Annotated in this window: 25 protein-coding genes and 1 pseudogene; 16 read left to right on the forward strand and 10 right to left on the reverse strand. The window is 71.7% G+C overall.

Translation table 11 applies throughout. The features are described from left to right. Positions 1-139: 139 nt before the first annotated feature. The 3 genes from ACGF5O_RS07090 to ACGF5O_RS07100 all read left to right on the forward strand — a co-directional run bounded on the left by ACGF5O_RS07090 (position 140) and on the right by ACGF5O_RS07100 (position 4,109). Positions 140-988 (forward strand): helix-turn-helix domain-containing protein, encoded by an 849-nt coding sequence (locus tag ACGF5O_RS07090; RefSeq protein ID WP_393808866.1) that lies wholly within the window; start codon positions 140-142, stop codon positions 986-988. A 32-nt stretch (positions 989-1,020) separates the two neighbouring features. Continuing rightward, entirely contained in the window at positions 1,021-1,200 is a 180-nt protein-coding gene (locus ACGF5O_RS07095; protein WP_393808985.1) for a DUF397 domain-containing protein, read from the forward strand. A 986-nt stretch (positions 1,201-2,186) separates the two neighbouring features. After that, the gene (locus ACGF5O_RS07100; RefSeq protein WP_393808867.1) at positions 2,187-4,109 is read left to right on the forward strand and encodes an N-acetylmuramoyl-L-alanine amidase; all 1,923 of its coding nucleotides are present in this window, start codon (positions 2,187-2,189) and stop codon (positions 4,107-4,109) included. Positions 4,110-4,187: 78 nt separating this feature from the next. Here ACGF5O_RS07100 and ACGF5O_RS07105 read toward each other — a convergent pair whose 3' ends face one another. After that, the gene (locus ACGF5O_RS07105) at positions 4,188-4,892 is read right to left on the reverse strand and encodes a Clp protease N-terminal domain-containing protein (protein ID WP_393808868.1); all 705 of its coding nucleotides are present in this window, start codon (positions 4,890-4,892) and stop codon (positions 4,188-4,190) included. A gap of 93 nt (positions 4,893-4,985) precedes the next feature. Here ACGF5O_RS07105 and ACGF5O_RS07110 point away from each other — a divergent pair, with 93 nt between their 5' ends. Then, a complete protein-coding gene (locus ACGF5O_RS07110) occupies positions 4,986-6,155 on the forward strand; it encodes a serine hydrolase domain-containing protein (protein WP_393808869.1) in 1,170 nt (389 codons plus the stop codon). A gap of 88 nt (positions 6,156-6,243) precedes the next feature. Here the strand turns inward: ACGF5O_RS07110 and ACGF5O_RS07115 are convergent, their stop codons facing one another. After that, on the reverse strand, positions 6,244-7,110 hold the full coding sequence (locus tag ACGF5O_RS07115; RefSeq protein ID WP_393808870.1) for an SDR family oxidoreductase: 867 nt from the start codon (positions 7,108-7,110) through the stop codon (positions 6,244-6,246). Between the two features lie 157 nt (positions 7,111-7,267). On the opposite strand from ACGF5O_RS07115, the gene ACGF5O_RS07120 reads away from it, so the two are divergent. The 4 genes from ACGF5O_RS07120 to ACGF5O_RS07135 all read left to right on the forward strand — a co-directional run bounded on the left by ACGF5O_RS07120 (position 7,268) and on the right by ACGF5O_RS07135 (position 10,154). Next, positions 7,268-7,807 (forward strand): TetR/AcrR family transcriptional regulator, encoded by a 540-nt coding sequence (locus tag ACGF5O_RS07120; RefSeq protein ID WP_393808986.1) that lies wholly within the window; start codon positions 7,268-7,270, stop codon positions 7,805-7,807. 119 nt (positions 7,808-7,926) lie between these two features. Continuing rightward, positions 7,927-8,448 (forward strand): SigE family RNA polymerase sigma factor, encoded by a 522-nt coding sequence (locus tag ACGF5O_RS07125; protein WP_393808871.1) that lies wholly within the window; start codon positions 7,927-7,929, stop codon positions 8,446-8,448. 29 nt (positions 8,449-8,477) lie between these two features. Beyond that, positions 8,478-9,779 (forward strand): hypothetical protein, encoded by a 1,302-nt coding sequence (locus ACGF5O_RS07130; RefSeq protein WP_393808872.1) that lies wholly within the window; start codon positions 8,478-8,480, stop codon positions 9,777-9,779. A 72-nt stretch (positions 9,780-9,851) separates the two neighbouring features. Then, positions 9,852-10,154, forward strand: a complete 303-nt coding sequence (locus ACGF5O_RS07135) for a hypothetical protein (RefSeq protein ID WP_393808873.1) — start codon at positions 9,852-9,854, stop codon at positions 10,152-10,154. An 81-nt stretch (positions 10,155-10,235) separates the two neighbouring features. Here the strand turns inward: ACGF5O_RS07135 and ACGF5O_RS07140 are convergent, their stop codons facing one another. Both ACGF5O_RS07140 and ACGF5O_RS07145 read right to left on the reverse strand, forming a co-directional pair. Then, positions 10,236-10,895: a response regulator gene (locus tag ACGF5O_RS07140; RefSeq protein WP_393808874.1), complete on the reverse strand. Its 660-nt coding sequence runs from the start codon at positions 10,893-10,895 to the stop codon at positions 10,236-10,238. After that, positions 10,892-12,076, reverse strand: coding sequence for a sensor histidine kinase (locus ACGF5O_RS07145; protein WP_393808875.1), 1,185 nt, complete (start codon positions 12,074-12,076; stop codon positions 10,892-10,894). Before ACGF5O_RS07145 ends, ACGF5O_RS07140 begins: the two co-directional genes overlap by 4 nt. Before the next feature lie 306 nt (positions 12,077-12,382). Here ACGF5O_RS07145 and ACGF5O_RS07150 point away from each other — a divergent pair, with 306 nt between their 5' ends. After that, the gene (locus ACGF5O_RS07150; RefSeq protein WP_393808876.1) at positions 12,383-12,883 is read left to right on the forward strand and encodes a hypothetical protein; all 501 of its coding nucleotides are present in this window, start codon (positions 12,383-12,385) and stop codon (positions 12,881-12,883) included. Between the two features lie 29 nt (positions 12,884-12,912). On the opposite strand, the gene ACGF5O_RS07155 is transcribed toward ACGF5O_RS07150, so the two are convergent. After that, the gene (locus ACGF5O_RS07155; RefSeq protein WP_393808877.1) at positions 12,913-13,869 is read right to left on the reverse strand and encodes a GlxA family transcriptional regulator; all 957 of its coding nucleotides are present in this window, start codon (positions 13,867-13,869) and stop codon (positions 12,913-12,915) included. A gap of 155 nt (positions 13,870-14,024) precedes the next feature. Between ACGF5O_RS07155 and ACGF5O_RS07160 the strand changes: the two genes are divergently transcribed. The 5 genes from ACGF5O_RS07160 (at position 14,025) to ACGF5O_RS07180 (ending at position 18,674) form a co-directional block, all read left to right on the forward strand. Beyond that, positions 14,025-14,483, forward strand: a complete 459-nt coding sequence (locus ACGF5O_RS07160; protein WP_393808878.1) for a hypothetical protein — start codon at positions 14,025-14,027, stop codon at positions 14,481-14,483. Positions 14,484-14,551: 68 nt separating this feature from the next. Beyond that, complete coding sequence (locus ACGF5O_RS07165; protein WP_393808879.1) at positions 14,552-16,069, forward strand: alginate lyase family protein; 1,518 nt, start codon at positions 14,552-14,554, stop codon at positions 16,067-16,069. Between the two features lie 204 nt (positions 16,070-16,273). Then, the gene (locus ACGF5O_RS07170) at positions 16,274-16,804 is read left to right on the forward strand and encodes a hypothetical protein (protein WP_393808880.1); all 531 of its coding nucleotides are present in this window, start codon (positions 16,274-16,276) and stop codon (positions 16,802-16,804) included. A gap of 101 nt (positions 16,805-16,905) precedes the next feature. After that, on the forward strand, positions 16,906-18,012 hold the full coding sequence (locus tag ACGF5O_RS07175; protein ID WP_393808987.1) for a sensor histidine kinase: 1,107 nt from the start codon (positions 16,906-16,908) through the stop codon (positions 18,010-18,012). Further along, entirely contained in the window at positions 18,009-18,674 is a 666-nt protein-coding gene (locus tag ACGF5O_RS07180; protein ID WP_393808881.1) for a response regulator, read from the forward strand. Before ACGF5O_RS07175 ends, ACGF5O_RS07180 begins: the two co-directional genes overlap by 4 nt. 11 nt (positions 18,675-18,685) lie before the next feature. On the opposite strand, the gene ACGF5O_RS07185 is transcribed toward ACGF5O_RS07180, so the two are convergent. The 3 genes from ACGF5O_RS07185 to ACGF5O_RS07195 form a co-directional block, all read right to left on the reverse strand. Then, positions 18,686-18,835 carry a hypothetical protein gene (locus ACGF5O_RS07185; RefSeq protein WP_393808882.1) on the reverse strand — a complete coding sequence of 50 codons (150 nt, stop codon included), beginning with the start codon at positions 18,833-18,835 and terminating at the stop codon, positions 18,686-18,688. 41 nt (positions 18,836-18,876) lie between these two features. Then, positions 18,877-19,272, reverse strand: coding sequence for an acetyl-CoA synthetase (locus ACGF5O_RS07190; RefSeq protein ID WP_393808883.1), 396 nt, complete (start codon positions 19,270-19,272; stop codon positions 18,877-18,879). 274 nt (positions 19,273-19,546) lie between these two features. Then, on the reverse strand, positions 19,547-20,167 hold the full coding sequence (locus ACGF5O_RS07195; RefSeq protein ID WP_393808884.1) for a DedA family protein: 621 nt from the start codon (positions 20,165-20,167) through the stop codon (positions 19,547-19,549). 204 nt (positions 20,168-20,371) lie between these two features. Between ACGF5O_RS07195 and ctaD the strand changes: the two genes are divergently transcribed. Both ctaD and ACGF5O_RS07205 read left to right on the forward strand, forming a co-directional pair. Further along, positions 20,372-22,066 (forward strand): cytochrome c oxidase subunit I, encoded by a 1,695-nt coding sequence (gene ctaD, locus ACGF5O_RS07200; RefSeq protein WP_393808885.1) that lies wholly within the window; start codon positions 20,372-20,374, stop codon positions 22,064-22,066. Beyond that, complete coding sequence (locus tag ACGF5O_RS07205; protein WP_393808886.1) at positions 22,063-22,449, forward strand: cytochrome C oxidase subunit I; 387 nt, start codon at positions 22,063-22,065, stop codon at positions 22,447-22,449. Before ctaD ends, ACGF5O_RS07205 begins: the two co-directional genes overlap by 4 nt. 77 nt (positions 22,450-22,526) lie before the next feature. Here the strand turns inward: ACGF5O_RS07205 and ACGF5O_RS07210 are convergent. Further along, a pseudogene (locus ACGF5O_RS07210) lies at positions 22,527-24,037 on the reverse strand (MFS transporter). A gap of 61 nt (positions 24,038-24,098) precedes the next feature. Beyond that, complete coding sequence (locus ACGF5O_RS07215; RefSeq protein ID WP_393808988.1) at positions 24,099-25,418, reverse strand: DUF445 domain-containing protein; 1,320 nt, start codon at positions 25,416-25,418, stop codon at positions 24,099-24,101. Between the last annotated feature and the right edge of the window lie 523 nt (positions 25,419-25,941).

Here is a 25,941-nt window from a genome sequence, read left to right on the forward strand (position 1 = left end):
CGTGCGTTTCCTTGTCGACTACAGTGCTGCCTGCACATCCCTTCCTGCAATGTGCAGGGCGGGATTCCCACTTCTGAGTGATTGGCAAGCTCACCCCTTGGCGCAAGACTGAACACCCGCTATCGGAAAGGTGTTTGAGATGGCCGGTTCACCGACCGCTCGCCGTCGCCGCCTCTCGATCGAGCTGAAGCAGCTTCGCGAGAAGAGCGCGCTGACCTGCGCACAGGTCGGCGAGGCCTTGGACTGGAGCGGTTCCAAAGTCAACCGAATGGAGACCGGGAGCGGCCGAGTCCAGCCTTCCGACCTCGACGCCCTGTGCCGGTTCTACGGCACCAGCGACGAACTGCGCGAGTTCCTCAAGGCACTGGCCCGACAGGCCAGGACACGCGGCTGGTGGCAGGTGCACGGCACGGCCATTCCCGAGTGGTTCAACATCTACATCGGCCTCGAACAGGACGCATCCGCGATCCGCCAGTACCAGTGCGAACTCGTGCCGGGACTCATGCAGACCGAGGCGTACGCCGGCGAGCTCCACATGACGGGGGCGCACATGTCTGTTGAGGACATCGAAAGGGCCGTACGCGTACGGCTGGAGCGCCAGGCCATACTGAGGGAACCCAGCGGGCCCGACGCCTGGTTCGTGGTGGGCGAGGGCGCCTTGCGTAACATCATCGGAGACCGCGCGGTGATGCGCGAACAGCTCGAACGCGTTCTGGACGCAGCCGACCTGCCCACCGTGACCCTGCAAGTCCTCGCGTTCGACTCAGGGACATATCCAGCCACGGGCCCCTTCACCATGCTGAGCTTCCCTGCCCAGGAAGACCCCGACCTCGTGTATCGGGATGGCATCACTGATGCCGTGTACCTGGAGGGCGAGCATCATGTGCGTGAGTACACGAGGGCATTCGACGGTCTGAGGGCCGCAGCTTTGAGTCCTCAACGCTCCGCCCAGTTGATCAAGACAGTGTTGAAGGAATATTCACGGTGAGCACTACAGAGTCGAGCGGCTCAAAGAGTCAGGTGTGGCACAAGTCGTCGTTCAGCAACGGTGCCGGAGGTGAGTGTGTTGAGTGCACCTCGGGTAGAGAAGGTGTTCTGGTCCGCGATTCCAAGAGAAGCGAAGGACCCATCATCGCCGTAGGCGGCGAGGCTTGGGACTCCTTCATACGCACCTTTCCCCATGCTCAACCTCCGCACTGACCAACACGCCTCCAGCGAAGATAAAGTCCCGCCTCTCCGGCATCACTGCAGGGCATCAATGGCGCCGGTGTACAAGGCGATCTCCGTGATCGCTCGCCAGTGCGGAACGCGGAAGCCCGCGTCACCTTGGGTATGACGGCAGCGCGTGAAGGCGACCTGGAACAGGCACTCATGATGGGGGATCGGGCACTAGCGGGCGACTGCCAATCGCCGCGCGGGACTACCTCGCACGGCTGCAGTCCGAGGGGTGACGGGGTCAAGGCGGTGGGTTGGTGCCCTGGAGGGTCTGGGAGCTGGGGGGGGGAGGGCGGTTGGCTTGAGGTGGTGGACGCCTTGACCTCGGAGGGTCACGAAGGCGGTGAGGCCGGTGTCGAGTGCTGGTACTCGGTGCCCGTAGACGAGGGCCTGGGTCAGGGTCAGGTCGAGGGCTTGTGCTGAGCCGTTGAGGCGGTTGAAGCGTGCGCCGCGGTGGACCGGTCCCCGGAGGCAGCGCACGTGGACGGTGGCCTGTTCGAGGGACGCCACGATCACCCGCTCGATCTGCAGTTCCACGCCGCTATGGCAGGTGTCGGGGTTCGGGATCTCGTTCACACGGTCGCCTCCTTTCGCCGGCCGGCACTGCGAGCGTGGGCACGGTGAAGTGATCTTCACAGGGTCGTTCAGGGACAGTACGCCTTCCCTGCGGTCAGGTCCTCCCGGAGGCTCGTCGGGCAGGTTTGTGAAGGGTTCCGCGGTGGCTGCGGCCGTGCGCCCGGAGGTGGCGCGGCGTTGTGCAGGGTTCTCCTTCGGGCGTTCAAGTGCCGTTTGAAGTGGTGGAGTTGACTCGGCTTCGCGCAGAGGGGGATCATCCGCTTCCAGGCGAGGGCGGACAGAACCCCGCGTAGGGCGCGGAGTTGTGCGCGTACCGGGGCGGTCGGTGAACCGATGGGCCGTCGTATGCATCCTCCATTCCGCCATTTGATCCTCCGAGGTTCGGGGACTTTTTCATGAGCACAAGCAATTCCAGACGTGGGGACGACGCGCCGAGGCGTCGGCGTCCCGCTCTGTTGACCGCTGTCGCCGCGCTCGCCGTTGCGGGTGGGGCGGCCGTGCCGGTGCCGGCTCTGGCCGACGGCGGGTCCGGGGACGCCGCGACCACGCTGCAGCAGGACTTCGCTGCCGCCGCCGACGCGTACGACGTACCGCTCCAGGTGCTGCTGGCGGTGGGGTACCAGGAGTCGGCGTGGGACACGCACGCCGGGCAGCACAGCACCGACGGCGGGTTCGGGCCGATGCATCTCACGGACGTGACTCCGGCGATGATGGCCGGGGGTGACGCGGGGGCGGCGGGGCGCAGTGATGTGAAGCAGATGGCGGCCAGTCCGGCTCTGCACACCGTTCAGGCGGCGGCGAAGCTGACCGGGCTGACCGAAGACGAACTGCGCAAGGACCCCGCGGCCAACATCCGTGGGGGTGCGGCGCTGCTCGCCTCGTATCAGAAGGCCGTTACCGGTTCCGTGTCCGCCGATCCCGGTGACTGGTACGGGGCCGTGGCCCGTTACAGCCAGGCCACCGACCGGCAGGGTGCCGCTTCCTTCGCCGGGCGCGTGTTCGCCAGCATCAAGAAGGGTGTCGGGCGCACGACGGCCGACGGTGAGCATGTAAAGCTGGCGGCTGACAGCGATGTCGCCCCGGACAGCGGGCAGTTGAAGGCCCTGGACCTGAAGTCGGCCGCGACCACCGACACCGAGTGCCCGGCCACCGTCGCGTGCACGTTCGTGCCGGCTTCGCCGTCCAACGGCCAGGTGTCCAACCGGCCCGCCAACGGCATCCGGATCGACAGCATCGTCATCCACGACACGGAGACGTCGTACGACGCGGCCGTCAACCTCTTCACGCAGCCGGGCGGGTCCGCCGCGCACTACGTCATGCGGTCCTCGGACGGCGCGGTGACGCAGATGGTGCCGACGAAGGACCTCGCCTTCCACGCGGGCAACTACTCGACCAACATGCACTCGATCGGCATCGAGCACGAAGGCTACGCCGCACACGGTGCCACCTGGTACACCGAGGCGCAGTACGAGGCCACGGCCGACCTGGTGAAGTACCTCGCCGACCGGTTCGACATACCCCTGGACCGGCAGCACATCATCGGCCACGACAACGTCGCCGGGCCGAAGTCGTCCCTCGTCTCCGGCATGCACTGGGATCCGGGCCCGTCCTGGGACTGGAACCACCTCATGGACCTGCTCGGAGTGCACACCGGGCGGCACGGGGTCGGTCCCGTCGGCTCGGTGGTCACCATCGCCCCCCGGTTCGAGAAGAACCTGCAGACCGTGCAGATCTGCCCCTCCGACGACCCGACCGGCGCCACCACCGCGTGCACCGAGACGCAGCAGCCGTCGGACTTCGTGTACCTGCGGACCGAGCCGAGCGAGACCGCTCCCCTCTTCGGGGACCAGGCGCTGCACCCGGGTGCGGCCGGCACCGACCGGATCAACGACTGGGGCAGCACGGCCGCGGCCGGGCAGCAGTTCGTGGTCGCGGACCGGGACGGTGACTGGACCGCCGTCTGGTACAGCGGCTCGAAGGTGTGGTTCTACAACCCGCACGGCTGCAACACCGCGCCCGCCCACGGCGTGAAGGTGATCTCGGCGGCCGGGACCTCCCCAGTCGCGGTGTACGGCTCCAGCTACCCGGACGCCGCCGAGTACCCCGCGGGTCTGTCGCCCTCCACGCAGGCCGCGTTGAGCATGTACACCGTGCCGGCCGGCCAGGCGTACGTGGCCACCACGGCGCCGTCGCTCACGGACGACTTCTTCCCGTCCAGCGGCACGGTCGTCACCGGCGCCAAGGCGATGTACACCATCCAGTACAACCACCGGGTCGCCCTGGTGTACGCCTCCGACGTCACGGCGGCGGACAACTGACGGCTGACGGCTGACGGCCGACGGCTGAAGAAGGCAGTGCCCAGGAGGTTCCGGCCTCCTGGGCACTTTTCGTGCGCGTCAGCGGTCGTCGCGCTCGGCGAGCCGCCTGGTGGTCTCGGTCCTGACGGTCTCGTGCAACTCCTCCGACGTGAAGCCGAGGTTGCGGAGGGTCCGCGCGGCCGGGCTCTCCGCGACGCGGATCAGGCCCAGCAGTGTGTGCTCCGTGCCGACCCAGTCGTGGCCGAGGTCGGCCGCTGCCCGGCGGGCCTGGCCGATGACCTCCTTGCTCTCCTCGTGGAACGGGATGTGGCCGCGCGGCGCCTTCCTGCCGGCCGGGGGCAGCGCTTCCCGGACCGCGTCGCGGACGCGCTGTTCCGACCCGGTCTTCGCGACCAGCACCTCGTACGCCAGGCCCTGCGGTTCGCCGAGCAGGCCGAGCAGGAGGTGTTCGGTGCCGATGGAGTCGTGCCGGTGGGTTCGGGCGGCCTCCTGGGCCAGCACGATGCCGTGCCGGTTCAGGTTGGTGAACCGCTCGAACGCGGCGGGTGCGTGGCGTTGCTGGGCGGCCTGCTTGGACACACCGATGGCGTCGCCGATCTCGGTCCAGGACGCGCCGCGCTGCTTGGCCTTGCTGACGTAGTGGTCGATGAGCTGGTCACCGAGGTCGGACAGGGTCTGGGCGCGCAGCCGGGCCTCGCTGATGCGGGCCAGTTCACCGGCTTCGGGGAGTTCCTCGTCGAGTCGGGCGATCAGGTCGGCAAGACTGATGTCGAGTGGGCTCATGCGTCAACTTTAAATTGACGATCTCCAGTCGTCAACTTGTAATTGACGATCGCTTTCGCCGCCCCCGCGCCGGCTCTTCTGCAGGATGGGGACATGACGACCATCCACGGGGAAGTGGCCGACGGGTTCGAAGGCGTGCGGGACGCGTTCCGCACCAACTTTGCGGAGCGGGGGGATGTCGGGGCCGCCGTCTGCGTGTACCGGGACGGGCGGCCCGTGGTGGATCTGTGGGGTGGGGTGGCGGACCCGGAGACCGGGCGGGCGTGGGAGCGGGACACCTTGCAGCTGGTGTACTCCGCGACCAAGGGCGCCACCGCCACCGTGGCCCATCTCCTGGCCCAGCGCGGGGAGTTGGACCTCGACGCTCCGGTGGCCGACTACTGGCCGGAGTTCGGGGCGGCGGGGAAGGCGGAGATCCCGGTGCGCTGGCTGCTGTCGCACCGGGCCGGAGTGGTCACCGTCCAGCCGCCCGTGCCGTTGGCGGATGCGCTGCGCTGGCAGCCGATGGCCGACGCGCTCGCCGCGCAGCGGCCGGAGTGGGAGCCGGGGACCGCGCACGGGTACCACGGGCGGACCTTCGGGTGGCTGGTCGGGGAGGTCGTACGACGGGTCTCCGGGCGCACCCCGGGGCGGTTCTTCGCCGAGGAGGTCGCCGGGCCGCTGGGCCTCGACTTCTTCATCGGGCTGCCGGCGGCCGAGCGCGGGCGGGTCAGCCGGATGGTGTACCCGAAGCCGGAGGTCGATCTCGCCGCCGTACCGCTGGACCTGGTGCCGCCGGAGGTGCGGGAGTTCGTCGCCGCGTTGCAGGATCCGGAGTCGTTGAGCAACCGGGCGTTCGCCGTCACCGACCCCGCCGAGATCGACTTCAACTCGGCCGAGGTGCAGGCCGCGGAGCTGCCCGCCTCCAACGGGATCGGCACCGCGCGCGGCCTCGCCCGGATGTACGCGGCGCTGATCGGGGAGGTGGACGGGGTACGGCTGTTCAGCCCGGAGACGCTCGCGTCTGCGACCGCAGAGCGGGCCGGCGGGGTGGACAAGGTCATCATGTTCCCGGTCCGGTTCGCCTCCGGGTACATGCTGCCCGTCGAGACCAACCCGCTCACCGGCCCCCGCGCCTTCGGGCATCCCGGCCGCGGCGGCTCGCTGGGCTTCGCCGACCCCGAGCACGGCATCGCCTTCGGATACGTCATGAACAGCATCGTCGAAGGTGCGGACGACGCACGGGCGTCGGCACTCGTCGAGGCGGTGCGGGCCGCGCTGTGACCGGCCCTGCGTGAGTTCGCGGAGGCAGAGAGGAAGGCCGTCCTGGCCGCACACGGAATCGCGTGCGGCCAGGACGCCTTCCGTCCGGCTACCGGAACGCCGCCAGGTTGCGCCCGGCCCATCCCGCGAACCCGCCTGCCGGGCGGCCCAGCACGGTGGCCACGTCCGTGCTGACTTTCGACTCCGCCGGAAGCGGTGCGCCCAGGACGTCCAGCGTGCCCGCGACGGCCTCCTCCGGCATGAAGCGGGCCAGGGCCGCGTGCGCCTCCTCGCGCGAAAGCTCGACGAACGTCACCTCCTCGCCCAGCGCCGCGGAGATGACCGCCGCCTGCCGACGGGGACTGATCGGTTCGGGGCCGGTCAGCTCGTAGACGCGGCTCCCACGGCCTCCGCTGCCGCCCTCGGGGAGCGGGCGCAGCGCCTTCGCCGCCACCGCCGCGATGTCCGCCGGGTCCACGACCGGGAGGGCCACGTCGGCGAAGGGCGCGAAGACCGTGCGCTTGGTGCGGATCGTGTCGGCCCATGCGAAGGCGTTGGAGGCGAAGCCGCCGGGGCGCAGGATCGTGGAGTCGAGGCCCGACGCGCGTACCGCCGCCTCGAACTCGCGCAGGCGGGCGTGCGAGGGTGCCTCCGGGCGGGTGCCGCTGACCTGGGAGGAGACCAGGACGACCCGTTCGACGCCGGCGTCCGAGGCTGCCCGGAGCAACAGCTCGGGGTTCTCGCCGAAGGCGTTGAGTTCGCCGCCCAGGACGATGAACAGAGCCCGGGCGCCGGTCAGGGGCGCCCGCATGCTCGCCGCGTCCCCGACATGGCCCTCGGCCCACCGGACGCCGGGGACGGCGGACGAGCCCTGCCGAGGGCGCCGGGACACCGCCACCACCTCCTCGCCCGCCTCGGTCAGCAGGTCCACCAACGTCCGGCCGATGGTGCCGGTCGCGCCCGTCACAGTGATCATCAGTTCCCCCTACGGGTCTCACCCGAGTTAGTTAGCTGACTGACTTAGTCGGCTGACGCAGACGCTAGCACGGGCGACTCCCCCGCTGTCTATAGTTAGTTGGGTGACCAACTCAGTGGACCGGCGGGTGCGGGCGTCGCAGAAGCGGCAGCGGCTGATGGCGGCGGCGGCCCGGGTCCTGCACGAGCAGGGCGTCGAGCGCACCACCCTCGCGGACATCGCGCGGGAGGCCGACGTCCCGGTCGGGAACGTCTACTACTACTTCAAGACCAAGGACGAGCTGGTCCGGGCCGCGCTCGACGAACACACCGCGCACCTGGACGAACTCACCGCCCGCCTCGACCAGTTGCCCGACCCGCGCGACCGGCTCAAGGCGCTGGTCGAGGCGTGGGTCGGGCAGCGTGACGTCGCCGCCCGGTACGGCTGCCCCACCGGCACCCTGGCCGCCGAGCTCGGCAAGCGCGGCGAGGGGACCCTCGACTCGGAGGCCGGCGCGGTGATCCGGCGGCTGCTGGAGTGGGCGGCACGCCAGTTCCGCGAGATGCGGCTGTCCGGCGCGGACGACCCGGACGACCTGGCCCTCAGCCTCGTCTCGGGCTACCAGGGCATGTCGCTGCTGGCCAACGCCCTGCGCGACCCGGGCGTCATGACCCGCGAAGGCGCCCGGCTCCTGACCTGGCTCGACTCGCTCCGGTGAGCCTCCTCTGAGAATCCTTTGAAACATTTTCCCGGGTCCACCGCATCAACAAGGTGAGCGGCAGAGCGCCGGGGCGGTTACGGGGACGGTGACAGGGACGTGGACGGGGGAGCCTGCGGATGAGTCAGAGGGCTGGGGAGGACTACGCCGAGTTCGCATCGGCGCGGGCCGGGCATCTGTACCGGTCCGCCTGTCTGCTCACCGCCGGGGACACCCACCTCGCGGAGGACCTGGTGCAGGAGGCCCTCGGGCGGATCTACGTCCGCTGGGGCCGGGTCTCCCGCGCCGAGAACCCCGCCGGGTACGCGCAGACCGTCCTCACCCGGACCTTCCTCGCCCACCGGCGGCGGTTCAGCAGCAGGGAGCGGGCCAGGTACTCGTTCCCCGAACTGGCCGACACCGGGGCGGATCCCGGTGGCGCCGATCCCTCGCTGCGGCTGACCCTCCTCGACGCGCTGGCGCGGCTGCCGGCCAAGGACCGGGCCGTCGTCGTCCTGCGGTACTGGGAGGACCGGTCGGTGCACGAGACCGCGGACGCGCTGAACATGAGCTCGGCCGCGGTCCGTACGCGGTGCGTGCGCGCCCTCGGGCGGTTGCGCGAGCTGCTCGGCGAGGACCTCGCCGAGTACGCCCGCCCCTGACATCAACCTTGTGGAGACGGTGGTTCGTCATGCCCGTGGAGCGGCAGTACAACGACAGCGACAGCGCCGGCGACGGCGGGATCACCCACGACGACGGCTTCGAGGTGCGGCTCTCCGCCGCCCTGCACGACGCCGGGGACACCTTCGACGCCGACCGGGGCGCGCTCGTCGCCGGCGGTGCGGTGCGCGGGCGGCGGCTCCGGCTGCGGCGCCGGACGACCGTGCTGGGCGGCGCCGCCGGGGTCGCGCTCGCCGGGGTCGGCGGGGCGCTGCTGGTGCCCTGGGGCGGGTCGCCGTCCGGACAGCCGCGGCCACCCTCCTCCGTGAGCGACAACCCGCGTCCCAGCTCCTCCCCCACCGCCCGCGCCGTCACCTCGGACGACATGATCAGCATGCTGGAGAAGCTGCTGCCCGAGGGGAAGTTCGGCAAGGCGGAGGGGCGGGGCGTCGACCCGAGCGAGCCGCTCGCGGCGCCGTACGCGCAGGTCGTGTTCGACGACGGGCACGGCCCCGGCGCCGTCAGCGTCGCCGTCAACCGGGTGCTGCCGGGCGGGTCCGACGCCCGGCAGGCCGTCCGGTGCCCGGACAAGCTCTACACGCCGTACGACAGTTGCCGCACCAGCCATCTGCCGGACGCGTCCGTCGTCACCGTCGTCAAGGGCTACGAGTATCCCGACAAGCGGGTGGACACCAAGCTCTGGACGGCGAACCTCGTCACCCCGGACGGCCATCACGTCTCCGTCAGCGAGTGGAACGCCGCCGCCGAGAAGGACGCGCCGGTCAGCCGGGACGAACCTCCGCTGTCCGCCGCGCAGTTGACGAAGCTGGCGGCCGCGGAGGAGTGGCGCGGGGTCGTCGACGCCATCCCGGAGGATCCCCGGGGGACCCAGGAACCGTCCATGCCGCAGGAGGACGGCAAGGCGATCCGGCAGACCCTCGCCTCGCTCGTTCCGAAGGGGCTGAAGGTGGTGGCGCACGCGAGCGACGACGAGGACCAGTTCACCTATGTCGTGGTCGACGACGGCAAGGGGCGGAGTCTCGTCCAGGTCAATGTGCAGCCGGACATGTCCGATGTCGCGGACCAGCTGTTCGGGGCCGGGTCCGAGACGCTCGCCGACGGGACCCGGGTCGCCGAGCGGAAGCAGCCCGGGGAGAAGGGCGGCGCCGGGGTCGTCATGTGGACCGTCGACACCCTGCGCACCGACGGTTTCCGGGTGGTGGTCAGCGCCTTCAACTCCGGCTCCCAGCAGACCGCCGCGACCCGCACCGCCCCGGCCCCGACCATGAAGCAGCTCCGCGCCATCGCGCTCAGCCCGAAGTGGCGGTCTTAGAGCCCTGCGGAACCTCCGGAGCGAGGTGGGGGTTAGCCTCGGGGGATCACGGCAGACCAGCAGGAGGCAGGCATGGCCAGGGTTCCCAGTTCGGTGATCGCCGCGGGCGGGCTCGTCGGGGGTTACGGCGTGGCCCGGTGGACGAAGAAGCGCCCGCTGGGCGGGGCCGTGCTGGCCGTCGCCGGGGCCGCTGCCGCGCAGCAGTGGCGGCAGCGGGCGGGCGGGAAGGCGGCCGGGGCGCTGTCCGCCGCGTATGTCGTCGCGTTCGCCGGGTCGCATCCGCTGGCCAGGAAGGTCGGCGCCTGGCCGTCCGTGCTCGGGGTGGCGGGCGCGGTGGCACTGGCCTCCTGGGCCGTCGCGGACCGGCGGGCCTGACCCGGACGCCCTCCTGACCGCGCCGGTCGTCAAGACCGACGACGGAATCGGAGAGGCCCGGTGGCCGGGGCGGCCGCCGCTTCACGGGTAGAGACCGGCCCGGAAGGTGAAGGAGACCAGCTGGGCCCGGTCGCGGGCGCCGACCTTCGTCATGGCCCGGACCGCGTGCGTCTTCACGGTGAGCGGTGACACGGACAGCCGGGCCGCGATCTCGTCGTTGCCGAGACCGCCTGCGACCAGGACGACCACGTCCCGCTCCCTGGGGGTCAGAGCGCTGAAGCGGCGCAGCAGCTCCTTGTCGATCAGCGGGGGCGGGCTGTCGGTCATGTGGCCGATGAGCGCGGCCGTCGCGGCGGCCGACAGCGCGCCGCCGCCGTTCACGACCTCGGTGATTCCGGCGACGAGCTCAGCAGGGCTCACGGTCTTGCTCAGGAAGCCGTTGGCGCCCGCGCGCAGGGCGGCGAGGACGATGTCGTCCTGGTCGAACGTGGTCAGCACGATCACCCGCGTCTCCTCGGGCGGATGCTCCGCGCGGATCCGGCGGGTGGCTTCGACACCGTCGATGCCGGGCATCCGGATGTCCATCAGCACCAGGTCGACGGGGTGGTCCCGGAGGAAGGGGACGGCCTGGAGCCCGTCGGAGAGATCCCCCACGACGACGAGCCCCGGGTCGAGCCGGAGCATCGTCCGGATCCCGGCCCTGATCTCGTCCTGGTCGTCGACGATCAGGATCCGTGTCATCGGACCGCCTCTCCCAGCGGGCTGAACTCCGCGTGGACCCGGAACCGCCCGTTGTGACGGTCGATCGTCAGCCGCCCGCTGGAGGACTCGACGCGTTCGCGCATCCCCACGAGTCCGAGTCCGCTGCCCGGGTCGGAACCGTGCGGTGAGTGGGCGACGCGGTTCTCCACGGTGACGCGGATCCTGCCGTCGTGCTCGCGCACCTCCACCGTCGCCGTCCCCTCTCCGTGCCGGTAGGCGTTCGTGAGCGCTTCCTGGACGACCCGGTAGACCGTCACGCCGACGCTCGGCTCCACGAAGCCGGCCGGGATGTCGATGGAGGGCCGGACGTCGAGGCCGATGCTCTCGAAGGAGGCGACGAGTCCTTCCAGGCCGCTCAGCGCCGGGGTCGGCCGGAGCGCCTCGTCGCCGGACACGTCGTCCCCGAGGCGGAGGAGCGCGAGGATGCGTTGCGTCTCGACGACGACGGTACGGGCGCTGGACCTGGCCGAGACGAGGGCCTGACGGGAGGACTCGGCGCCCTCGGGCAGCCCGATCTCCGCCGCACCGAGGTGCATGCTCAGCATCGCGACCTGGTGGCCGATGACGTCATGGAGGTCCCGGGCGATCCGGAGACGTTCCTCGGTCACCCGTCGGGTGGCTTCGATCTCGCGGGTGGCGATGGCGGTCTCGGCCCGTTCCTCCAGGGTCCACCAGTGTTCCCGATGGATACGGAGGGCGGCCCCCGTCGCGCCTCCCGCCAGGGCCGAGAAGAGGGCGGCGGCTCCGACGACCGCACCGCCGCGGAATCCTCCGACCGTCATGAACGCCCCCAGGAAGAAAGCGGCCACGATGCCGGTCCCGGCCAGCGGCTGCTTTCCCCGGAGGGTGACGGAGAACAGCACGAGCACCGCCATCATCCACACCGACAGGGGGTCGTCGCCTGTCGCCGTGACGGCGAAGGACGCCGCACTCGTCACGACCAGGCCTGCCCACGGCCTCCACCACGAGAGGGCGACGCCGCCGCCGGCGAGGAGCACGGACAGGATCGTCGGCCAGTCCGACCCCCGCACCGCCGCCGCCACGAGCTGCCCGGTGAACACCAGCCCCGCCAGCGCGTAGGCGACCCGGTGCAGGGCCTCGGGGTGGCGGACCCACAGCGGTGCGGCCGGCCCGTCCTGACTGTTCTGCGCCTTGGCCATGAGCCGATTCTCGTTCACGTGTGAGGCGGCCGTGTACTTCGAACGATGTAGACGAGGGACGAGGTGGACGACCGGGCCGCTCCGGTCGGCGGAGACGGCAGAAGTACTTCGTTCGAAGTACGCGGCCCCTCCCGAGGCCGCCGAGACTCCTCGTCGAGGCGACCGTCTCGCACCGTCACGACCACCACGGGACACCCGATGACTCAGACCACCGCACCTTCGACCGCTTCAGCCGCTTCGGCCACGACGGCGTCTTCCGGGCTCCGATCGCTCCACCTGGTCCGAGTCGCCTTCTCCCTGATCTGGGTGGCACTCGTCCTCACGACCTCCGCCTCGCTCGGGTCGGCGGACGAGCCCACGGTGATCGCGGCCGTGCTGCTCGTCGTCTACCCCCTGTGGGACGCCGTCGCCACGCTCGTCGAGCGCCGCCTGACCGGCACCGGCGCCGGCGCCACGAACAGCGTCGGCGTCGTCAACATGGCGCTCGGCCTCGCGGCCACCGCCGGGATGACCGCCGCCGTCTTCTCCACCATCGGGCGGGCCCTTCTCGTGTTCGGCGTCTGGGCCCTCCTCTCCGGAGCCGTCCAGCTCGTCGTGGCGCTCCGGCGCCGGCGCACCGTCGGCGCCCAGTGGCCCATGGCCGTCAGCGGCGGACAGTCCGTCCTCGCCGGTGCCACCATCGCCGCCACGTCCGCCTCGGCGACGAGCAGCCTGTCCACCGTGGCCGGATACTCGGCGTTCGGCGCCTTCTGGTTCCTCGTCTCCGCCGTCGCCCTGAGCATCCGCAGCCGCCGCGCCCAGCGTTGACCACCGCCGCCGGCGCCACCGCACAGCCCCTAGACGTCCGAGGTGCGAAACGCCCTGCGGTAGGCCTGGGGGCTGGTGCCGACCACTCTTCTGAAGCGTTCGCGGAAGGCCGTCGGGGAGCCGAAGCCCGACTGGGTCGCGATGCGTTCGACGGGGTGGGCGGTGGTCTCCAGCAGGTGCTGGGCCCTGCGCACCCGGGCCCGGTGCAGCCACTGCAGCGGGGTCGTGCCGGTCTGGTCGCGGAAGCGGCGGTTGAGGGTACGGGTGCTCATGCCGGCCTGTGCCGCGACCTCGTCCAGGGTGAGGTCCCGGTCGCAGTTCTCCTCCAGCCAGGCCAGGAGCGGCTCCAGGGTGGCACCGGCCGGGGCCGGTGGCTGGTCGTGGACGATGAACTGGGCCTGGCCGCCCTCCCGCTCCAGCGGCATGACCGACATCCGGGCCGCGTGTGCGGCGACCGCGGAGCCGTGGTCCTTGCGGATCATGTGCAGGCACACGTCCATGGCCGCCGCCGCGCCCGCCGAGGTCAGGAACTGGCCGTTGTCGACGTACAGGACGTTCGGGTCGACGTCGACGCGCGGGTGCAGCGCGGCCAGGGTGTCGGCCGCGGCCCAGTGCGTGGTGGCGCGCAGGCCGTCCAGCAGGCCGGTGGCCGCGAGGACGAACGCCCCGACGCAGACCGACGCGATCCGCGTGCCGTTCGCCGCCGCCGCGCGCAGGGCGTCGGCGACCTCGGTCGGCAGCACCCAGGCGGGATCCGCGACGCCGGGCACGATGACCGTGTCCGCCTCGGCCAGCGCGTCCAGCCCGTACGGCGCCTTGATCGTGAACGCGCCGCCCGCCGCCGTCACCTCGCCCGCCGGCCCGCACACCCGCACCCGGTAGGCGTCCCGGCCGTCGGGCAGCCGGGCCCAGCCGAAGGTGTCGATCGGCACGGTGAAGTCGGACGGGATGACCTGGTCCAGGACGAGTACGGCGACGGTGTGCATGGCAGGAAAGTAACCGTTCGACGGGTTGCCGCCAACCGTGGGTGCGTTTCTCGGTTGCCTCGCAGGTCTCGGCACCCGTCGCCTGGCGAGAATCCGTCGAAGGGTGGCAGTACTGCCGCTTCTGCGCGATCACCGGGCCGCCTACGGTCGTCGCCGTGACCAAGTTCCTCCTCGCCGTCCATGTCCTCGCGGCGATCGTCGCGATCGGTCCCGTCACCGTCGCCGCCAGCATGTTCCCGCCGGCCGCCCGCCGCGCCATCGAGGCACCGGACGACGTCCGGGCCGCCGAGACCGTCCAGCTGCTGCACCGGATATGCCGGGTGTACGCCGTCGTCGGCGTCGTCGTCCCCGTGTTCGGGTTCGCCACGGCAAGCAACATGCATGTGCTGGGCAGCGCCTGGCTGATCACGTCGATCGCGCTCACCGCACTCGCCGCACTCGTCCTCGCCGCGCTGGTCCTGCCCCGGCAGAGCGCACTGGTGGAGGCCGGCGCGGGTGCCGGTACCCGGCAGATGACCGTCCAACTGGCCATGTTCACCGGGGTGTTCAACCTCCTGTGGGCCGTCGTGACGGTGCTGATGATCGTGCGGCCGGGGTCGACGACCGGCGCCTGAGCCCGCGGATCGGACAGCCGGGTTTCTGTTATCGGGAGGCGGGCGGGTCCGTCTCCCGGTGCATGCACATGACTCGACAGATCAGCCGCCGGAGCATGTTGAAGGCCTCGGGCGCGGCCGTGGGGATCGCCGCGGTGGGCGCGGCCGCTCCCGCGGCCGCCGCCGGAACCGCAGCCGCCGCCGGGACCGGAGCCGGGGCCTTCGCCCACCCCGGCCTGCTGCACACCCGTACCGACCTCGACCGGATGGCCGCCAAGGTGAAGGCGGGCGCCGCGCCCTATGCGGCCGGGTTCGCCAGGCTCACCGCCAACCGGCATGCGCAGAGCGGCTGGCAGGCCCGGCCGCAGGCCGTGGTGTACCGGGGGTCGGGCACCCCGGAGAACTACTCGCTGCTCTACAACGACATCCACGCCGCCTACCAGAACGCCCTGCGCTACCACGTGACCGGCGAGAGCGCCTACGCCGACACCGCGGTCGCCGTCCTCAACGCCTGGTCCGCCACCCTCACCGCGGTCAACGGTTCCGCCGACCGGTTCCTGGCCGCCGGGCTGTACGGCTACCAGTTCGCCAACGCCGCCGAACTCGTCCGGGACCACGGGGACTTCGAGCTGGCCCGCTTCCAGGAGATGCTCAGCAAGAACTTCGGCGCGATGAGCGACGACTTCCTCGTCCGGCACAACAACGCCGTCGTCTCCAACTACTGGACCAACTGGGACCTCGCCAACATGGCCTGCACCCTCGCCACCGGCGTCTTCTGCGACGACCGCGCGCAAGTCGCCCGCGCGGTCGACTACTTCAAGAACGGCGCGGGGCTCGGGGCGATCAGGAACGCGATTCCCGTGGTCTACGACGACGGGCTCGGCGAGTGGCTGGAGGCGGGGCGCGACCAGGGGCACGCGCTGCTCGGGGTGGGCCTGATGGGCACGCTCTGCGAGATGGCGTGGAACCAGGGGATCGACCTGTACGGCTACGACGACAGCCGGTTCCTCAAGGGGGCGCAGTACGTCGCCAGGTGGAGCCTGGGCGGGCAGGTGCCGTTCACCGCGAGCACGCGGCGGAAGGGGGCGATCGGAGGGTGGTCCGGGAGTGAGACGGTGACGGCCGCGGCGGGCGTCGATCCGTCGATGATCCGTCCCATCTGGGCCATGATCGCCAACCACTACACCAAGCGGCGGGGCATGTCGGCGACGTATGTCACCCGCATCGCGGCGAAGGCGGCGCCGGAGGGCGGGGGCGGCGACTACGGACCGAACAGCGGAGGGTACGACCAACTGGGCTTCGGGACACTGGCGTTCACGCGGGACCGGGTGAGCGCGGGGAGCGGGGACACGGCGGGGGGTGCGACGCCTTCCGCGACGGGTACGACGGCGTCCGCGTCGGGCTCGGCCGCCGCCTCGGCCTCGGCCTCCACGTCCGCGTCCGCGTCCGCAGCCAGACCCGCGTCGGCCCCCTCCGCCCTGGGCAAGGGCGACGATCTCGCCGCCACCGGGTCCGGGGACGTCGTCGGGTGGGCCGCGGCCACGGGGATCACCGCGCTGGCGGGCGGGCTGCTGTTGCTCCGCAGGCGAGGGCGCCAGAACGGCTAGGTCCCGCCTCTTCGGCCGGCGCCGGACCGCACGCGCGTTTCCCGACTCCGGACCGCCCGGTCTCCGGACCGCCCGGTCTCCGGACCGCCGCCCGGGACCGGAGGAGCGACTCGGCCGACCGCGACAACCGGCGCGTGCTTCTCCACCCCGGGTTCCACCCATGGGTCCAGGCGTCGCGGGCCCCGCGACAGCAGGCTTGGAGGCATGACAACGACCGAGTGGATCACCGACATCGCTCTCATCCTCGTCGTCTTCCGGCAGCTGCGGGAAGGCCGGCTGGACCTCAAGACCTTCCTGATCCCGCTGGGGATCGTGGCCTACGTGGCCCACACGTACCTGGACTCCGTTCCCACCGCGGGCAACGACCTGGTACTGGTCGGAGCGCTCATGGCCGCGGGCGCCGTCCTCGGCATCGCCGGCGGCGTCTGCACCCGGGTCAGGACCGCGGGCGAGCACATCCTGATCAAGGCGGGCGCGGTCTCCGCGATCCTGTGGGTGCTCGGCATGGGTGCCCGGATGGGCTTCCAGCTGTGGACCGAGCACGGCGGCGCCGACGACGTCGCCCGGTTCAGCCTTGCCCACCACATCACCAGCGACCAGGCATGGGTGGCGGCCTTCGTCCTGATGGCACTCACCGAGGTCGTCACCCGGCTGGCCACGATCTTCGTCCGGGGCCGGATGCTGACCGCCGGGCAGCCCGCTCCCGCCTCGAACCGCGTCGCGGTCCGACCGTGAGCTATGGTCTGGCCGTGCCCACCGACGAGACCGCCGCCGCCCCCGGACAGGTCCCGCCCCCGTCGGCCGCGCCCCGGCCGATCCCGGGCCGGGACCCCCGGGTGCAGTGGGCCCTCACCCTGGCGGTCATCGTCAGCGGGGCCCTGACGATCCGGCCGATGGGCGTCAGCGGGCGGGGGCTGGTGGTCGCGGTCCTGTTCGTACTGAACTGCGCGGCGCTGCTGGCCCGGGGCCTGCCCCCGGGCAGGGTCCCGCCGCGTGCCGCCGTCGTCTGGCTGTCGCTGGGCGTCCTCGCGGCGGCCGCGCTGATCGGCGCCGGCCGCAGCGGATCGGGTTACCTCTTCGCCTTCTTCCTCTCCGGTCACATCGGATACCGGCTGCCGGCCAGACCGGCCCTCGTCCTGGCCCTGGCCTGCAGCCTGCTCTGCGGCGGCGTCCTGTACTTCCAGCTCGGACCCGGTCACCATCTGCTGCCCTGGGCCGTCGGGCTCACCACCGGCGCACCGGTCCTGATCGGGATACTCAACCGCGCCCAGCACCAGGCCGTGGAGGCCGCGCTGTCGGCGGCCGAGAGCGCGGAACGCGCCGCCCGGGCCGAGGCGCAGGCCGCCGCGCTCACCGAACGCGGCCGGATCGCCCGGGACGTGCACGACGTCCTGGCGCACACGCTGGCCGGGATCAACATGCAGCTGGAACTGGCCGACGCGCTGCTCGACACCGGCGACCTGGAGAAGGTCAGGGCGGTCAACGACAAGGCCCACAGCCTCGTCAGGGAGAGCCTGAAGCAGGCGCAGTGGACCGTCCACGCGCTCCGCGAGGACGCGCTGCCGCTGGTGGAGACCCTCACCGCGATGCTGGAGTCGTCCGGCCACCGCGACGCCCTGACCGTCCGCGGCACCCCCGTGGAGGTACCGGCCAAGGTGACCCAGAACCTGCTGCGGATCGCCCAGGAATCCCTGACCAACGCCGCGCGGCACGCCCCGGGCGGTGCGGTGCGGGTGGAGCTGGCCTTCGCGGCTTCCTCGACGGCGCTGACGATCCGCAACCGGCAGGCCACCCGTACGGTGAACGCGGGGGGCGGCAGCGGAATGGGGCTGATCGGAATGCGCGAACGCGTCGCCCTGCTGGGCGGCACCCTCACCGCGGGACCGGTCACCGAGGGACCGGACCAGGGCGGCTGGCAAGTGGAGGCAGTGATCCCGCGATGAGTGAACCCACCGAGAGCTCCCGGCCGTTGCGCGTGGTCGTCGCCGACGACCAGGCCGCCGTCCGCGAACCGCTCGCCGCGGTGCTGGGTCTGACCGAGGACATCGACGTCGTCGCGGCGGCCGCGGACGGCAACGGCGTACTGGAGGCGGTCGCCGCCGGTCCGGTGGACGTCGTGCTGATGGACCTGCGCATGCCCGTGCTCGACGGGATCGAGGCCACCCGCAGGCTGAGCGGCGAACACCCGGAGGTGGCCGTCGTCGTGCTCACCACGTTCGCCGACGACGACTCGATCCTGGCCGCCCTCGGCGCGGGCGCCCGCGGCTATCTGACGAAGAACGCCGGACGCCAGGACATCGTCCGCGCGATCCGCGCCGCCGCCGCGGGCCAGTCCGTCCTGGACCGCGAGGTCCAGGACCGGCTGCTGGCCACCGTCCGCGCCAGGCCGACGGCGTCCGCACAGCAGCTGCCCGCGGATCTCACGCCCCGCGAACGCGAGGTACTCACCCTGATCGGCCGGGGGCTGCCCAACCGCGCGATCGCCGAGAAGCTCTTCGTGAGCGAGGCAACCGTCAAGACGCACATCAACAACCTCTTCGCCAAGGCCGGCATCCGGGACCGGGCCGACGCCGTGCGCCGCGCCATCGCGGCCGGCCTGGCCTGATCTCCCTGCCCCTAGGGGCGGCCGCACAGCAGGTGGCGGCCGCCGTCCACGTCGAGTGCGCGGCCGGTGGCGAAACGGGCCCCCGGCGGCAGCACCCTGTACGCGGCCACCCACGGCCGCGGCATCTGCGCCGTCAGGGTGCGCGATCTCCGCTGACGCACGCCGCACGCGAACGGTGAGGGGTGGTCCCGGTACGCCGGGGTCACCCCTCTTGCGGGTACGGCACCACGCTCACGTCCAGCATGAACGCGCCGCGCGCCGCGCCCGCCACGTCCGGCGCCTTCGCCAGAGCCGTGATCGTGGCGGTGCCGCCCCGGGTGCCCGCACAGCGCAACGCGGCGTGCGCGGTGCCGTCCGTATCCACCCGCCATCCGGAGACCAGGACCGAGGCCGGCGCGGAACTGCGCACCGCGGTCCACCTCCGGTCGTCCGTCCGGGGCTCCAGGACGAGGGACACCACCGTCCCCGGCCGCACGCACAGCCGCTCCCGGACCGCCCCACCGGGCGCGACGGTGACCACCACCTGCCCGGCGGCACAGGCCCGCGCCGACGAGGACGGGCGCGCCGACTCCCCGTCCGACGCCCCGGCCGACGGCACCGCGGAACCGCTGCCCGTCCCGCTCCCTCCCGATGCACCGCCTGCCGTTGTACCGCCTCCCGACGTACCGCACGCCACCAGCGCGGCCGCCCCGACGACCGCCCAGACCCCGACCCGACACCACCGCATCCCAGCACCTCCCGGCCGGCCCGTACCGAAGCCAGCATGCCCCGCAGGAGCAGGCGGGGAGAACGGTCCGGACCGCTGTTCAGCCGCGGCGCGCTCGCGGCCCTGGTCGGGCAGGGCGCGGTGGTCGCGCTGGGCGGATCCCGGGTCAGGCCCGGTGCCGACGGCGCAGCAGGTGCCGCAGGACGAGTGCGGCGACGAGGGCGCCCAGGGCGATGAGGGCGTAGAGCTGGTAGCGGCTGATCTCGTCGTAGACGGCGGTGATGTGGGTGCCCGTCACATAGGCCAGGCTCGTCCACAGGCCGACCCACAGCGCGGCGCCGAGGGCGTTGAAGACGAGGAAGCGGGGCCAGGGCATGCCGCTGGTGCCCGCGATGATGCCGTTGACCTGGCGCAGCCCTTCGACGAAGCGGGCCACGACGACGATCTTGCCGCCGTGGCGGGCGAAGAACTCCTCGGCCTTCCGGAAGCGTTCCGGGGTGACGAAGACGTACCGGCCCCAGCGGTGCACGAAGGCCCGTCCCCCGGTGTGGCCGATCAGATAGCCGATGTTGTCCCCGACCACGGCGGCGGCGAACGCGATGACCGCCACGGCGACGACGTTCAGCTCTCCCGCCCCCGCGTAGACCCCGGCGGCGATCAGGATGGTCTCGCCCGGCGCGGGGACCCCGAAGTCCTCCACGAGGACCACGGCACCGACGGCCCAGTAGCCGTAGTGGGTGAGCAGCGGGGCCAGGTGGGCCAGCGGGCCCGGAAGCGGCGGCGCCATGCCCCCACCGTACGCGGCGAGGGGCGCCGGCGTGTGCGCGGCCGGGCGGGCGGGCCCCGCTTGCTCCACCCGGGCCCCGCTTGCTCCACCCGTGGGTCCTGGCCGCTCGTTCGGCCGTATGCGGGCGCTCAGCGCCATCTGTCGCGGTTCCCAGCCGCGAGGATGGCCGGAGGGTGAACCGCGAGCGTCTGGAGACACACACCGGTGACCGTTCTCAACGAGCCCGAGCCCTCGGCCGTCCCCCATTACGACAGCGAGGTCCCGCTGCGGGGCCGGCAGCCCGGCAACGTCGTGGTGAAGTGGATGACCACCACCGACCACAAGACGATCGGCACGCTGTACCTGGCGACGTCGTTCGCGTTCTTCCTGATCGGTGGCGTGATGGCGCTGCTGATGCGCGCCGAGCTCGCCCGGCCGGGCCTGCAGATCGTCTCGAACGAGCAGTTCAACCAGGCGTTCACGATGCACGGCACGATCATGCTGCTGATGTTCGCGACCCCGCTGTTCGCCGGCTTCACGAACTGGATCATGCCGCTCCAGATCGGCGCCCCCGACGTCGCGTTCCCCCGCCTGAACATGTTCGCCTACTGGCTCTACCTGTTCGGCTCGACCATCGCGGTCGGCGGCTTCCTCACCCCGCAGGGTGCCGCGGACTTCGGCTGGTTCGCCTACTCCCCGCTGTCGGACGCGGTCCGCTCGCCGGGCCTCGGCTCCGACCTGTGGATCATGGGTCTTGCCTTCTCCGGCTTCGGCACCATCCTCGGCGCCGTCAACTTCATCACCACGATCATCTGCATGCGCGCCCCCGGCATGACCATGTTCCGGATGCCGATCTTCACCTGGAACGTGCTGCTGACCGCGACCCTGGTCCTCTTCGCCTTCCCCGTCCTCGCGGCCGCGCTGTTCGCCCTGGAGGCGGACCGCAAGTTCGGCGCCCACGTCTTCGACGCGTCCAACGGCGGAGCACTGCTCTGGCAGCACCTCTTCTGGTTCTTCGGCCATCCGGAGGTGTACATCATCGCCCTGCCGTTCTTCGGCATCGTGACCGAGGTGTTCCCGGTCTTCGCCCGCAAGCCGGTCTTCGGCTACATGGGCCTGGTGGCGGCGACCATCGCGATCGCCGGTCTCTCCGTGACCGTGTGGGCGCACCACATGTACGTCACCGGCGGCGTCCTCCTCCCCTTCTTCTCCTTCATGACCTTCCTGATCGCGGTCCCGACCGGGGTGAAGTTCTTCAACTGGATCGGCACCCTGTGGAAGGGCTCGGTGTCGTTCGAGACCCCGATGCTGTGGGCGGCGGGCTTCCTCGTGACGTTCCTCTTCGGCGGTCTGACCGGCGTCATCCTGGCCTCGCCGCCGATGGACTTCCACGTCTCCGACTCGTACTTCGTCGTCGCCCACTTCCACTACGTGGTCTTCGGCACGGTCGTCTTCGCGATGTTCTCCGGCTTCCACTTCTGGTGGCCCAAGTTCACCGGCAAGATGCTGGACGAACGCCTCGGCAAGATCACCTTCTGGACGCTGTTCACCGGCTTCCACGGCACCTTCCTGGTCCAGCACTGGCTGGGCGCCGAGGGCATGCCGCGCCGGTACGCCGACTACCTCGCGAGCGACGGCTTCACCGCCCTGAACACGGTCTCGTCGATCGGTTCGTTCCTGCTCGGCCTGTCGATCCTGCCGTTCCTCTACAACGTGTGGAAGACCGCCAGGTACGGCAAGCCGGTCGGCGTCGACGACCCGTGGGGCTACGGCCGCTCCCTGGAGTGGGCGACCTCCTGCCCGCCGCCGCGGCACAACTTCGTCACCCTGCCGCGGATCCGCAGCGAGTCCCCCGCCTTCGACCTGCACCACCCCGACATCGCCCTGGCGGAGGCCGAGGCCCACGGCGTCCACTCATGACCGACCCGGGGCACCGGGTGGGCGGCGGGCCGCGGCCGGGAGGCGGCGGAGACCTCGGCAACGAGGTGGAGGGATACCTGCTGTGGCGGGCCAGGATCACGGAGGCCGAGCAGCGGGCGCGGGAGTTCACCGGGCGCATGGACTGGCTGACCACGGGCCAGCGCGACGAGGTCGAGCGCCACTACGTCGAGGACAGCCTGCGGCGCGCCCGGCAGGACCTCGAACGGATCGCCGCCCGGTGTGTGTCCCTGCGGGACGAGTACGAGCGGCGCTACCGCGGGCTGCGGGCGCGCTGCGTGGGATGGGCGGTGGCCGTGTGCGGGGGCGTCGCCCTGGTGGCGACGGCGGTGTCGGCGGTGACCGCCGTGACCCTGAGCCGCTGAGCCGGTGAGCCGGTGAGCCGGTGAGCCGGTGAGCCGGTGAGCCGGTGAGCCGGTGAGCCGGTGAGCCGGTGAGCCGTTCAATCCCCTGGCTGTCGAGCCGCCGCGGCCGTCAGCGGACGTGCGACGTCCTCCAGGGGCCGGCGCTCCGCGTTCACCGCGCACGCCACCGCCACCAGCCCCGCCGCGCACATCAGGCCCGCCCCGATCTGGAACGCCAGCACCGTGTCGGCCACCTTCCCGGTCCCCGTGAGGTCGGCGAAGAGCAGGGGGCCGCTGATGCCGCCGGCGGCCGTGCCCAGGGCGTAGAAGAACGCGATGGACATCGCCCGCGTCTCCATCGGGAAGATCTCGGAGACGGTCAGGTAGGCGCTGGACGCTCCCGCCGAGGCGAAGAAGAGGACCGCGCACCAGCACGCCGTCAGGGTTCCCGCCGACAGCACACCCCGGCCGAACAGGAAGGCCGTGAGGAAGAGCAGCAGCCCCGAGAGGATGTACGTCGACGAGATCATCACCCTCCTGCCCACCGTGTCGAAGAGCTTGCCCAGGAGCAGCGGGCCGAGGAAGTTGCCGACGGCGATGACCACGAAGTAGTAGCCCGTGTCCCCCGTCGGCACGTCGAAGAAGGTCGTGAGGATGGCGCCGAAGCCGAAGGTGATCGCGTTGTAGAGGAACGCCTGGCCGATGAAGAGGGAGAGCCGAGGACGGACCTGCGGCGGTAGTCGCGGAAGAGCGTGCGGGCGATCTCGCCGAAGGTGACGCTCCCGCGCTGGTGGATCACCAGTTCGCCGGCCGGTTCGGGGAGCGGCCCGCCCTTCTCGGCCGCCACCCGGCGCTCGATCGAGGAGACGATCTCCTCCGCCTCCCGTTCCCTGCCGTGGATCAGCAGCCAGCGCGGGCTCTCCGGGACGTTCCGCCGTACCAGCAGGATGACCAGGCCGAGGACGACGCCCAGCGCGAAGGTCAGCCGCCAGCCGACGTCCTTGGCCAGGAAGTCCGTGTTCAGCGCGACGATCGAGAGCAGCGAGCCGCCCACCGCGCCCACCCAGAAGCTGCCGTTGATGACCAGGTCGACGCGGCCCCGGTGGTACGCCGGGATCAGCTCGTCGATCGCCGAGTTGATCGCCGCGTACTCGCCGCCGATGCCGAAGCCGGTCAGGAAGCGGAAGGTGAAGAACCACCAGGGGGCGAAGGAGAGCGAGGTCAGGGCGGTGGCGGCCAGGTAGACCGCCAGGGTGATCATGAAGAGTTTCCGTCGGCCGTGGCGGTCGGTGAGGCGGCCCCAGAAGAGGGCGCCGACGCAGGCGCCGGCCACGTAGAGGGCCGCGGCGGTGCCGGTGACCTGGGAGGAGGAGATCGCGAGGCCGCTGCCCGGCTCGGAGAGGCGGCTCGCGATGTTGCCGACGACCGTGACCTCCAGGCCGTCCAGGATCCAGACGGTGCCGAGGCCGATGACGATCGTCCAGTGCCAGCGGGACCAGGGCAGCCGGTCCAGGCGGGCCGGGATCCGGGTGGTGATCGTCCGGCCGCCGCCCGCGCCCGGCCGCGGGCCGGTGCCGTCCGCGCCCACGCCGGCGGCAGCCGTACCCATCGCGCCTCCTCGGCCGGGAGAAGTACCGGAACCCGCGGCCGAGTGCCCGGCTCCGGGAGCCCTACGCCCCCAGCGCGCGCGACACCGTGAAGATCAGTACGCCGGCCAGCGACCCCACCACCGTGCCATTGATACGGATGAACTGCAGGTCTCGGCCGATGTGCGCCTCGATCTTCCGGGTGGTGTGCTCGGCGTCCCAGCCGGCCACCGTGTCGGTGATCAGGGAGGTGATCTCCTTGCGGTAGGTCGACACGACGTGCACGGCCGCGCCCTCGACCCAGCTGTCGACCTTGTCCTGGACCTTGGGTTCGGAGGCCATCCGGGCGCCCAGGGACATCAGGGAGGCCCGCACGCGCAGCCGCAGCTCGCTCCGCTCGTCCTCGGCCGCCGAGACGATCATGGAGCGTACGGCCGTCCAGGCGGACGCGATCAGGTCCTGCACCTCGCCGCGGCCGAGGACCTCGCCCTTGAGACGCTCGACGCGGGCGCGGGTGTCGGTGTCGGACTGGAGGTCGTTCGCGAAGTCGGAGAGGAAGCGGTCGAGGGCGCCGCGGGCCGGGTGGGAGGGCATGTCCCGCATCTCGGAGCAGAAGCGGAGCAGCTCCTTGTAGACGCGCTCGCCTACGCGGCGGTCGACGAACCGGGGGGTCCAGCCGGGGGCGCCGCCCTGGACGGCGTCCATCACGGAGTCGCCGTGCAGCACCAGCCAGTCGTACGCGCGGGTGACGACGAGGTCCACGACGCGCTTGTGGCCGCCGTCGGCGACGACCCGCTCCAGCATCTTGCCGATGCCGGGGGCGATCTCCTGGGCGTCGGCGCGCCGGGTGATGGCCTCGCCGACGACCGCCTGGACGTCGGAGTCGCGCAGCACGGTGAGCGCGCCGCGGAGCGCCGTCGCGAGCTCGGCGGTGACCCGGTCGGCGTTCTTCGGCTCGGCCAGCCAGGCGCCGAGGCGGCTGCCGATGCCTACGGCGCGCAGGCGCTGGCGTACGACGTCCTGGGAGAGGAAGTTCTCGCCGACGAACTCGCCGAGCGAGACGCCGAGCTGGTCCTTCTTGGTCGGGATGATCGCGGTGTGCGGGATGGGCAGGCCGAGGGGGTGGCGGAAGAGGGCGGTCACCGCGAACCAGTCGGCGAGGGCGCCGACCATGCCGGCCTCGGCGGCGGCGGCGACGTAGTCCGCCCAGACGCCGGCGCCGGCGGCGGACGCCCACTTCGCCAGGGCGTACACCAGGGCGACGAGGAGCAGCAGGCCGGTCGCCGTGGTCTTCATGCGGCGGACGCCGCGCTGGCGCTCCTCGTCGGCCGGCGTGAAGGCGTTCATGGACTTGTACGACGGGGCGGGCGTCTGCCCGTCCGCCGCTTCCGCGCGTTCCTCCATCTGCTCCACCCGTTCGCACCCGGCACCACCCTCACGGTGATCCCGCACCCATTGTCCCTACCTGACCTACTCCCGGGACGAAACAGGAGTTCCCAACCACCGACACCCGCCTGCGCGCCACCGCCCCCTACGCCTCGCCGCTCCCCTCACCCACGTCGGCTGCTGCACCGCCGCTCCCCCACAACCCGCCGCCACGGCGTTCAGCCACGACGGCGGTACCCGGCGGTGCCGAACCGGCCGGTGGGCGCCTGCGGGCCGGTGGGGGCTCGCCGCGCAGTTCCCCGCGCCCCTTTGGGGCGGCTGCTCCACCGCCGCTCGAAACACCCCGCCGCTCCCCTCACCCACGTCGGCTGCTGCACCGCCGCTCCCCCACAACCCGCCGCCACGGCGCTCAGCCACGACGGCGGTACCCGGCGGTGCCGAAGCGGCCGGTGGGCGCCTGCGGGCCGGTGGGGGCTCGCCGCGCAGTTCCCCGCGCCCCTTTGGGGCGGCTGCTCCACCGCCGCTCGAAACACCCCGCCGC

The sequence above is a fragment of the Streptomyces sp. NPDC048291 genome, assembly GCF_043201715.1.
GTDB lineage: Bacteria > Actinomycetota > Actinomycetes > Streptomycetales > Streptomycetaceae > Streptomyces.

What these genes read in the sequence shown, in the direction of transcription:
- ACGF5O_RS07140 (WP_393808874.1), bottom strand. Translation starts at nt 10,895, where the DNA reads ATGACACGGATCCTGATCGTCGACGACCAGGACGAGATCAGGGCCGGG.
- ACGF5O_RS07180 (WP_393808881.1), top strand. Translation starts at nt 18,009, where the DNA reads ATGAGTGAACCCACCGAGAGCTCCCGGCCGTTGCGCGTGGTCGTCGCC.
- ACGF5O_RS07205 (WP_393808886.1), top strand. Translation starts at nt 22,063, where the DNA reads ATGACCGACCCGGGGCACCGGGTGGGCGGCGGGCCGCGGCCGGGAGGC.
- ACGF5O_RS07135 (WP_393808873.1), top strand. Translation starts at nt 9,852, where the DNA reads ATGGCCAGGGTTCCCAGTTCGGTGATCGCCGCGGGCGGGCTCGTCGGG.
- ACGF5O_RS07155 (WP_393808877.1), bottom strand. Translation starts at nt 13,869, where the DNA reads ATGCACACCGTCGCCGTACTCGTCCTGGACCAGGTCATCCCGTCCGAC.
- ACGF5O_RS07125 (WP_393808871.1), top strand. Translation starts at nt 7,927, where the DNA reads ATGAGTCAGAGGGCTGGGGAGGACTACGCCGAGTTCGCATCGGCGCGG.
- ACGF5O_RS07215 (WP_393808988.1), bottom strand. Translation starts at nt 25,418, where the DNA reads ATGGAGGAACGCGCGGAAGCGGCGGACGGGCAGACGCCCGCCCCGTCG.
- ACGF5O_RS07130 (WP_393808872.1), top strand. Translation starts at nt 8,478, where the DNA reads ATGCCCGTGGAGCGGCAGTACAACGACAGCGACAGCGCCGGCGACGGC.
- ACGF5O_RS07195 (WP_393808884.1), bottom strand. Translation starts at nt 20,167, where the DNA reads ATGGCGCCGCCGCTTCCGGGCCCGCTGGCCCACCTGGCCCCGCTGCTC.
- ACGF5O_RS07100 (WP_393808867.1), top strand. Translation starts at nt 2,187, where the DNA reads ATGAGCACAAGCAATTCCAGACGTGGGGACGACGCGCCGAGGCGTCGG.
- ACGF5O_RS07110 (WP_393808869.1), top strand. Translation starts at nt 4,986, where the DNA reads ATGACGACCATCCACGGGGAAGTGGCCGACGGGTTCGAAGGCGTGCGG.
- ACGF5O_RS07115 (WP_393808870.1), bottom strand. Translation starts at nt 7,110, where the DNA reads ATGATCACTGTGACGGGCGCGACCGGCACCATCGGCCGGACGTTGGTG.
- ACGF5O_RS07145 (WP_393808875.1), bottom strand. Translation starts at nt 12,076, where the DNA reads ATGGCCAAGGCGCAGAACAGTCAGGACGGGCCGGCCGCACCGCTGTGG.
- ACGF5O_RS07170 (WP_393808880.1), top strand. Translation starts at nt 16,274, where the DNA reads ATGACAACGACCGAGTGGATCACCGACATCGCTCTCATCCTCGTCGTC.
- ACGF5O_RS07165 (WP_393808879.1), top strand. Translation starts at nt 14,552, where the DNA reads ATGACTCGACAGATCAGCCGCCGGAGCATGTTGAAGGCCTCGGGCGCG.
- ACGF5O_RS07105 (WP_393808868.1), bottom strand. Translation starts at nt 4,892, where the DNA reads ATGAGCCCACTCGACATCAGTCTTGCCGACCTGATCGCCCGACTCGAC.
- ACGF5O_RS07120 (WP_393808986.1), top strand. Translation starts at nt 7,268, where the DNA reads ATGGCGGCGGCGGCCCGGGTCCTGCACGAGCAGGGCGTCGAGCGCACC.
- ACGF5O_RS07090 (WP_393808866.1), top strand. Translation starts at nt 140, where the DNA reads ATGGCCGGTTCACCGACCGCTCGCCGTCGCCGCCTCTCGATCGAGCTG.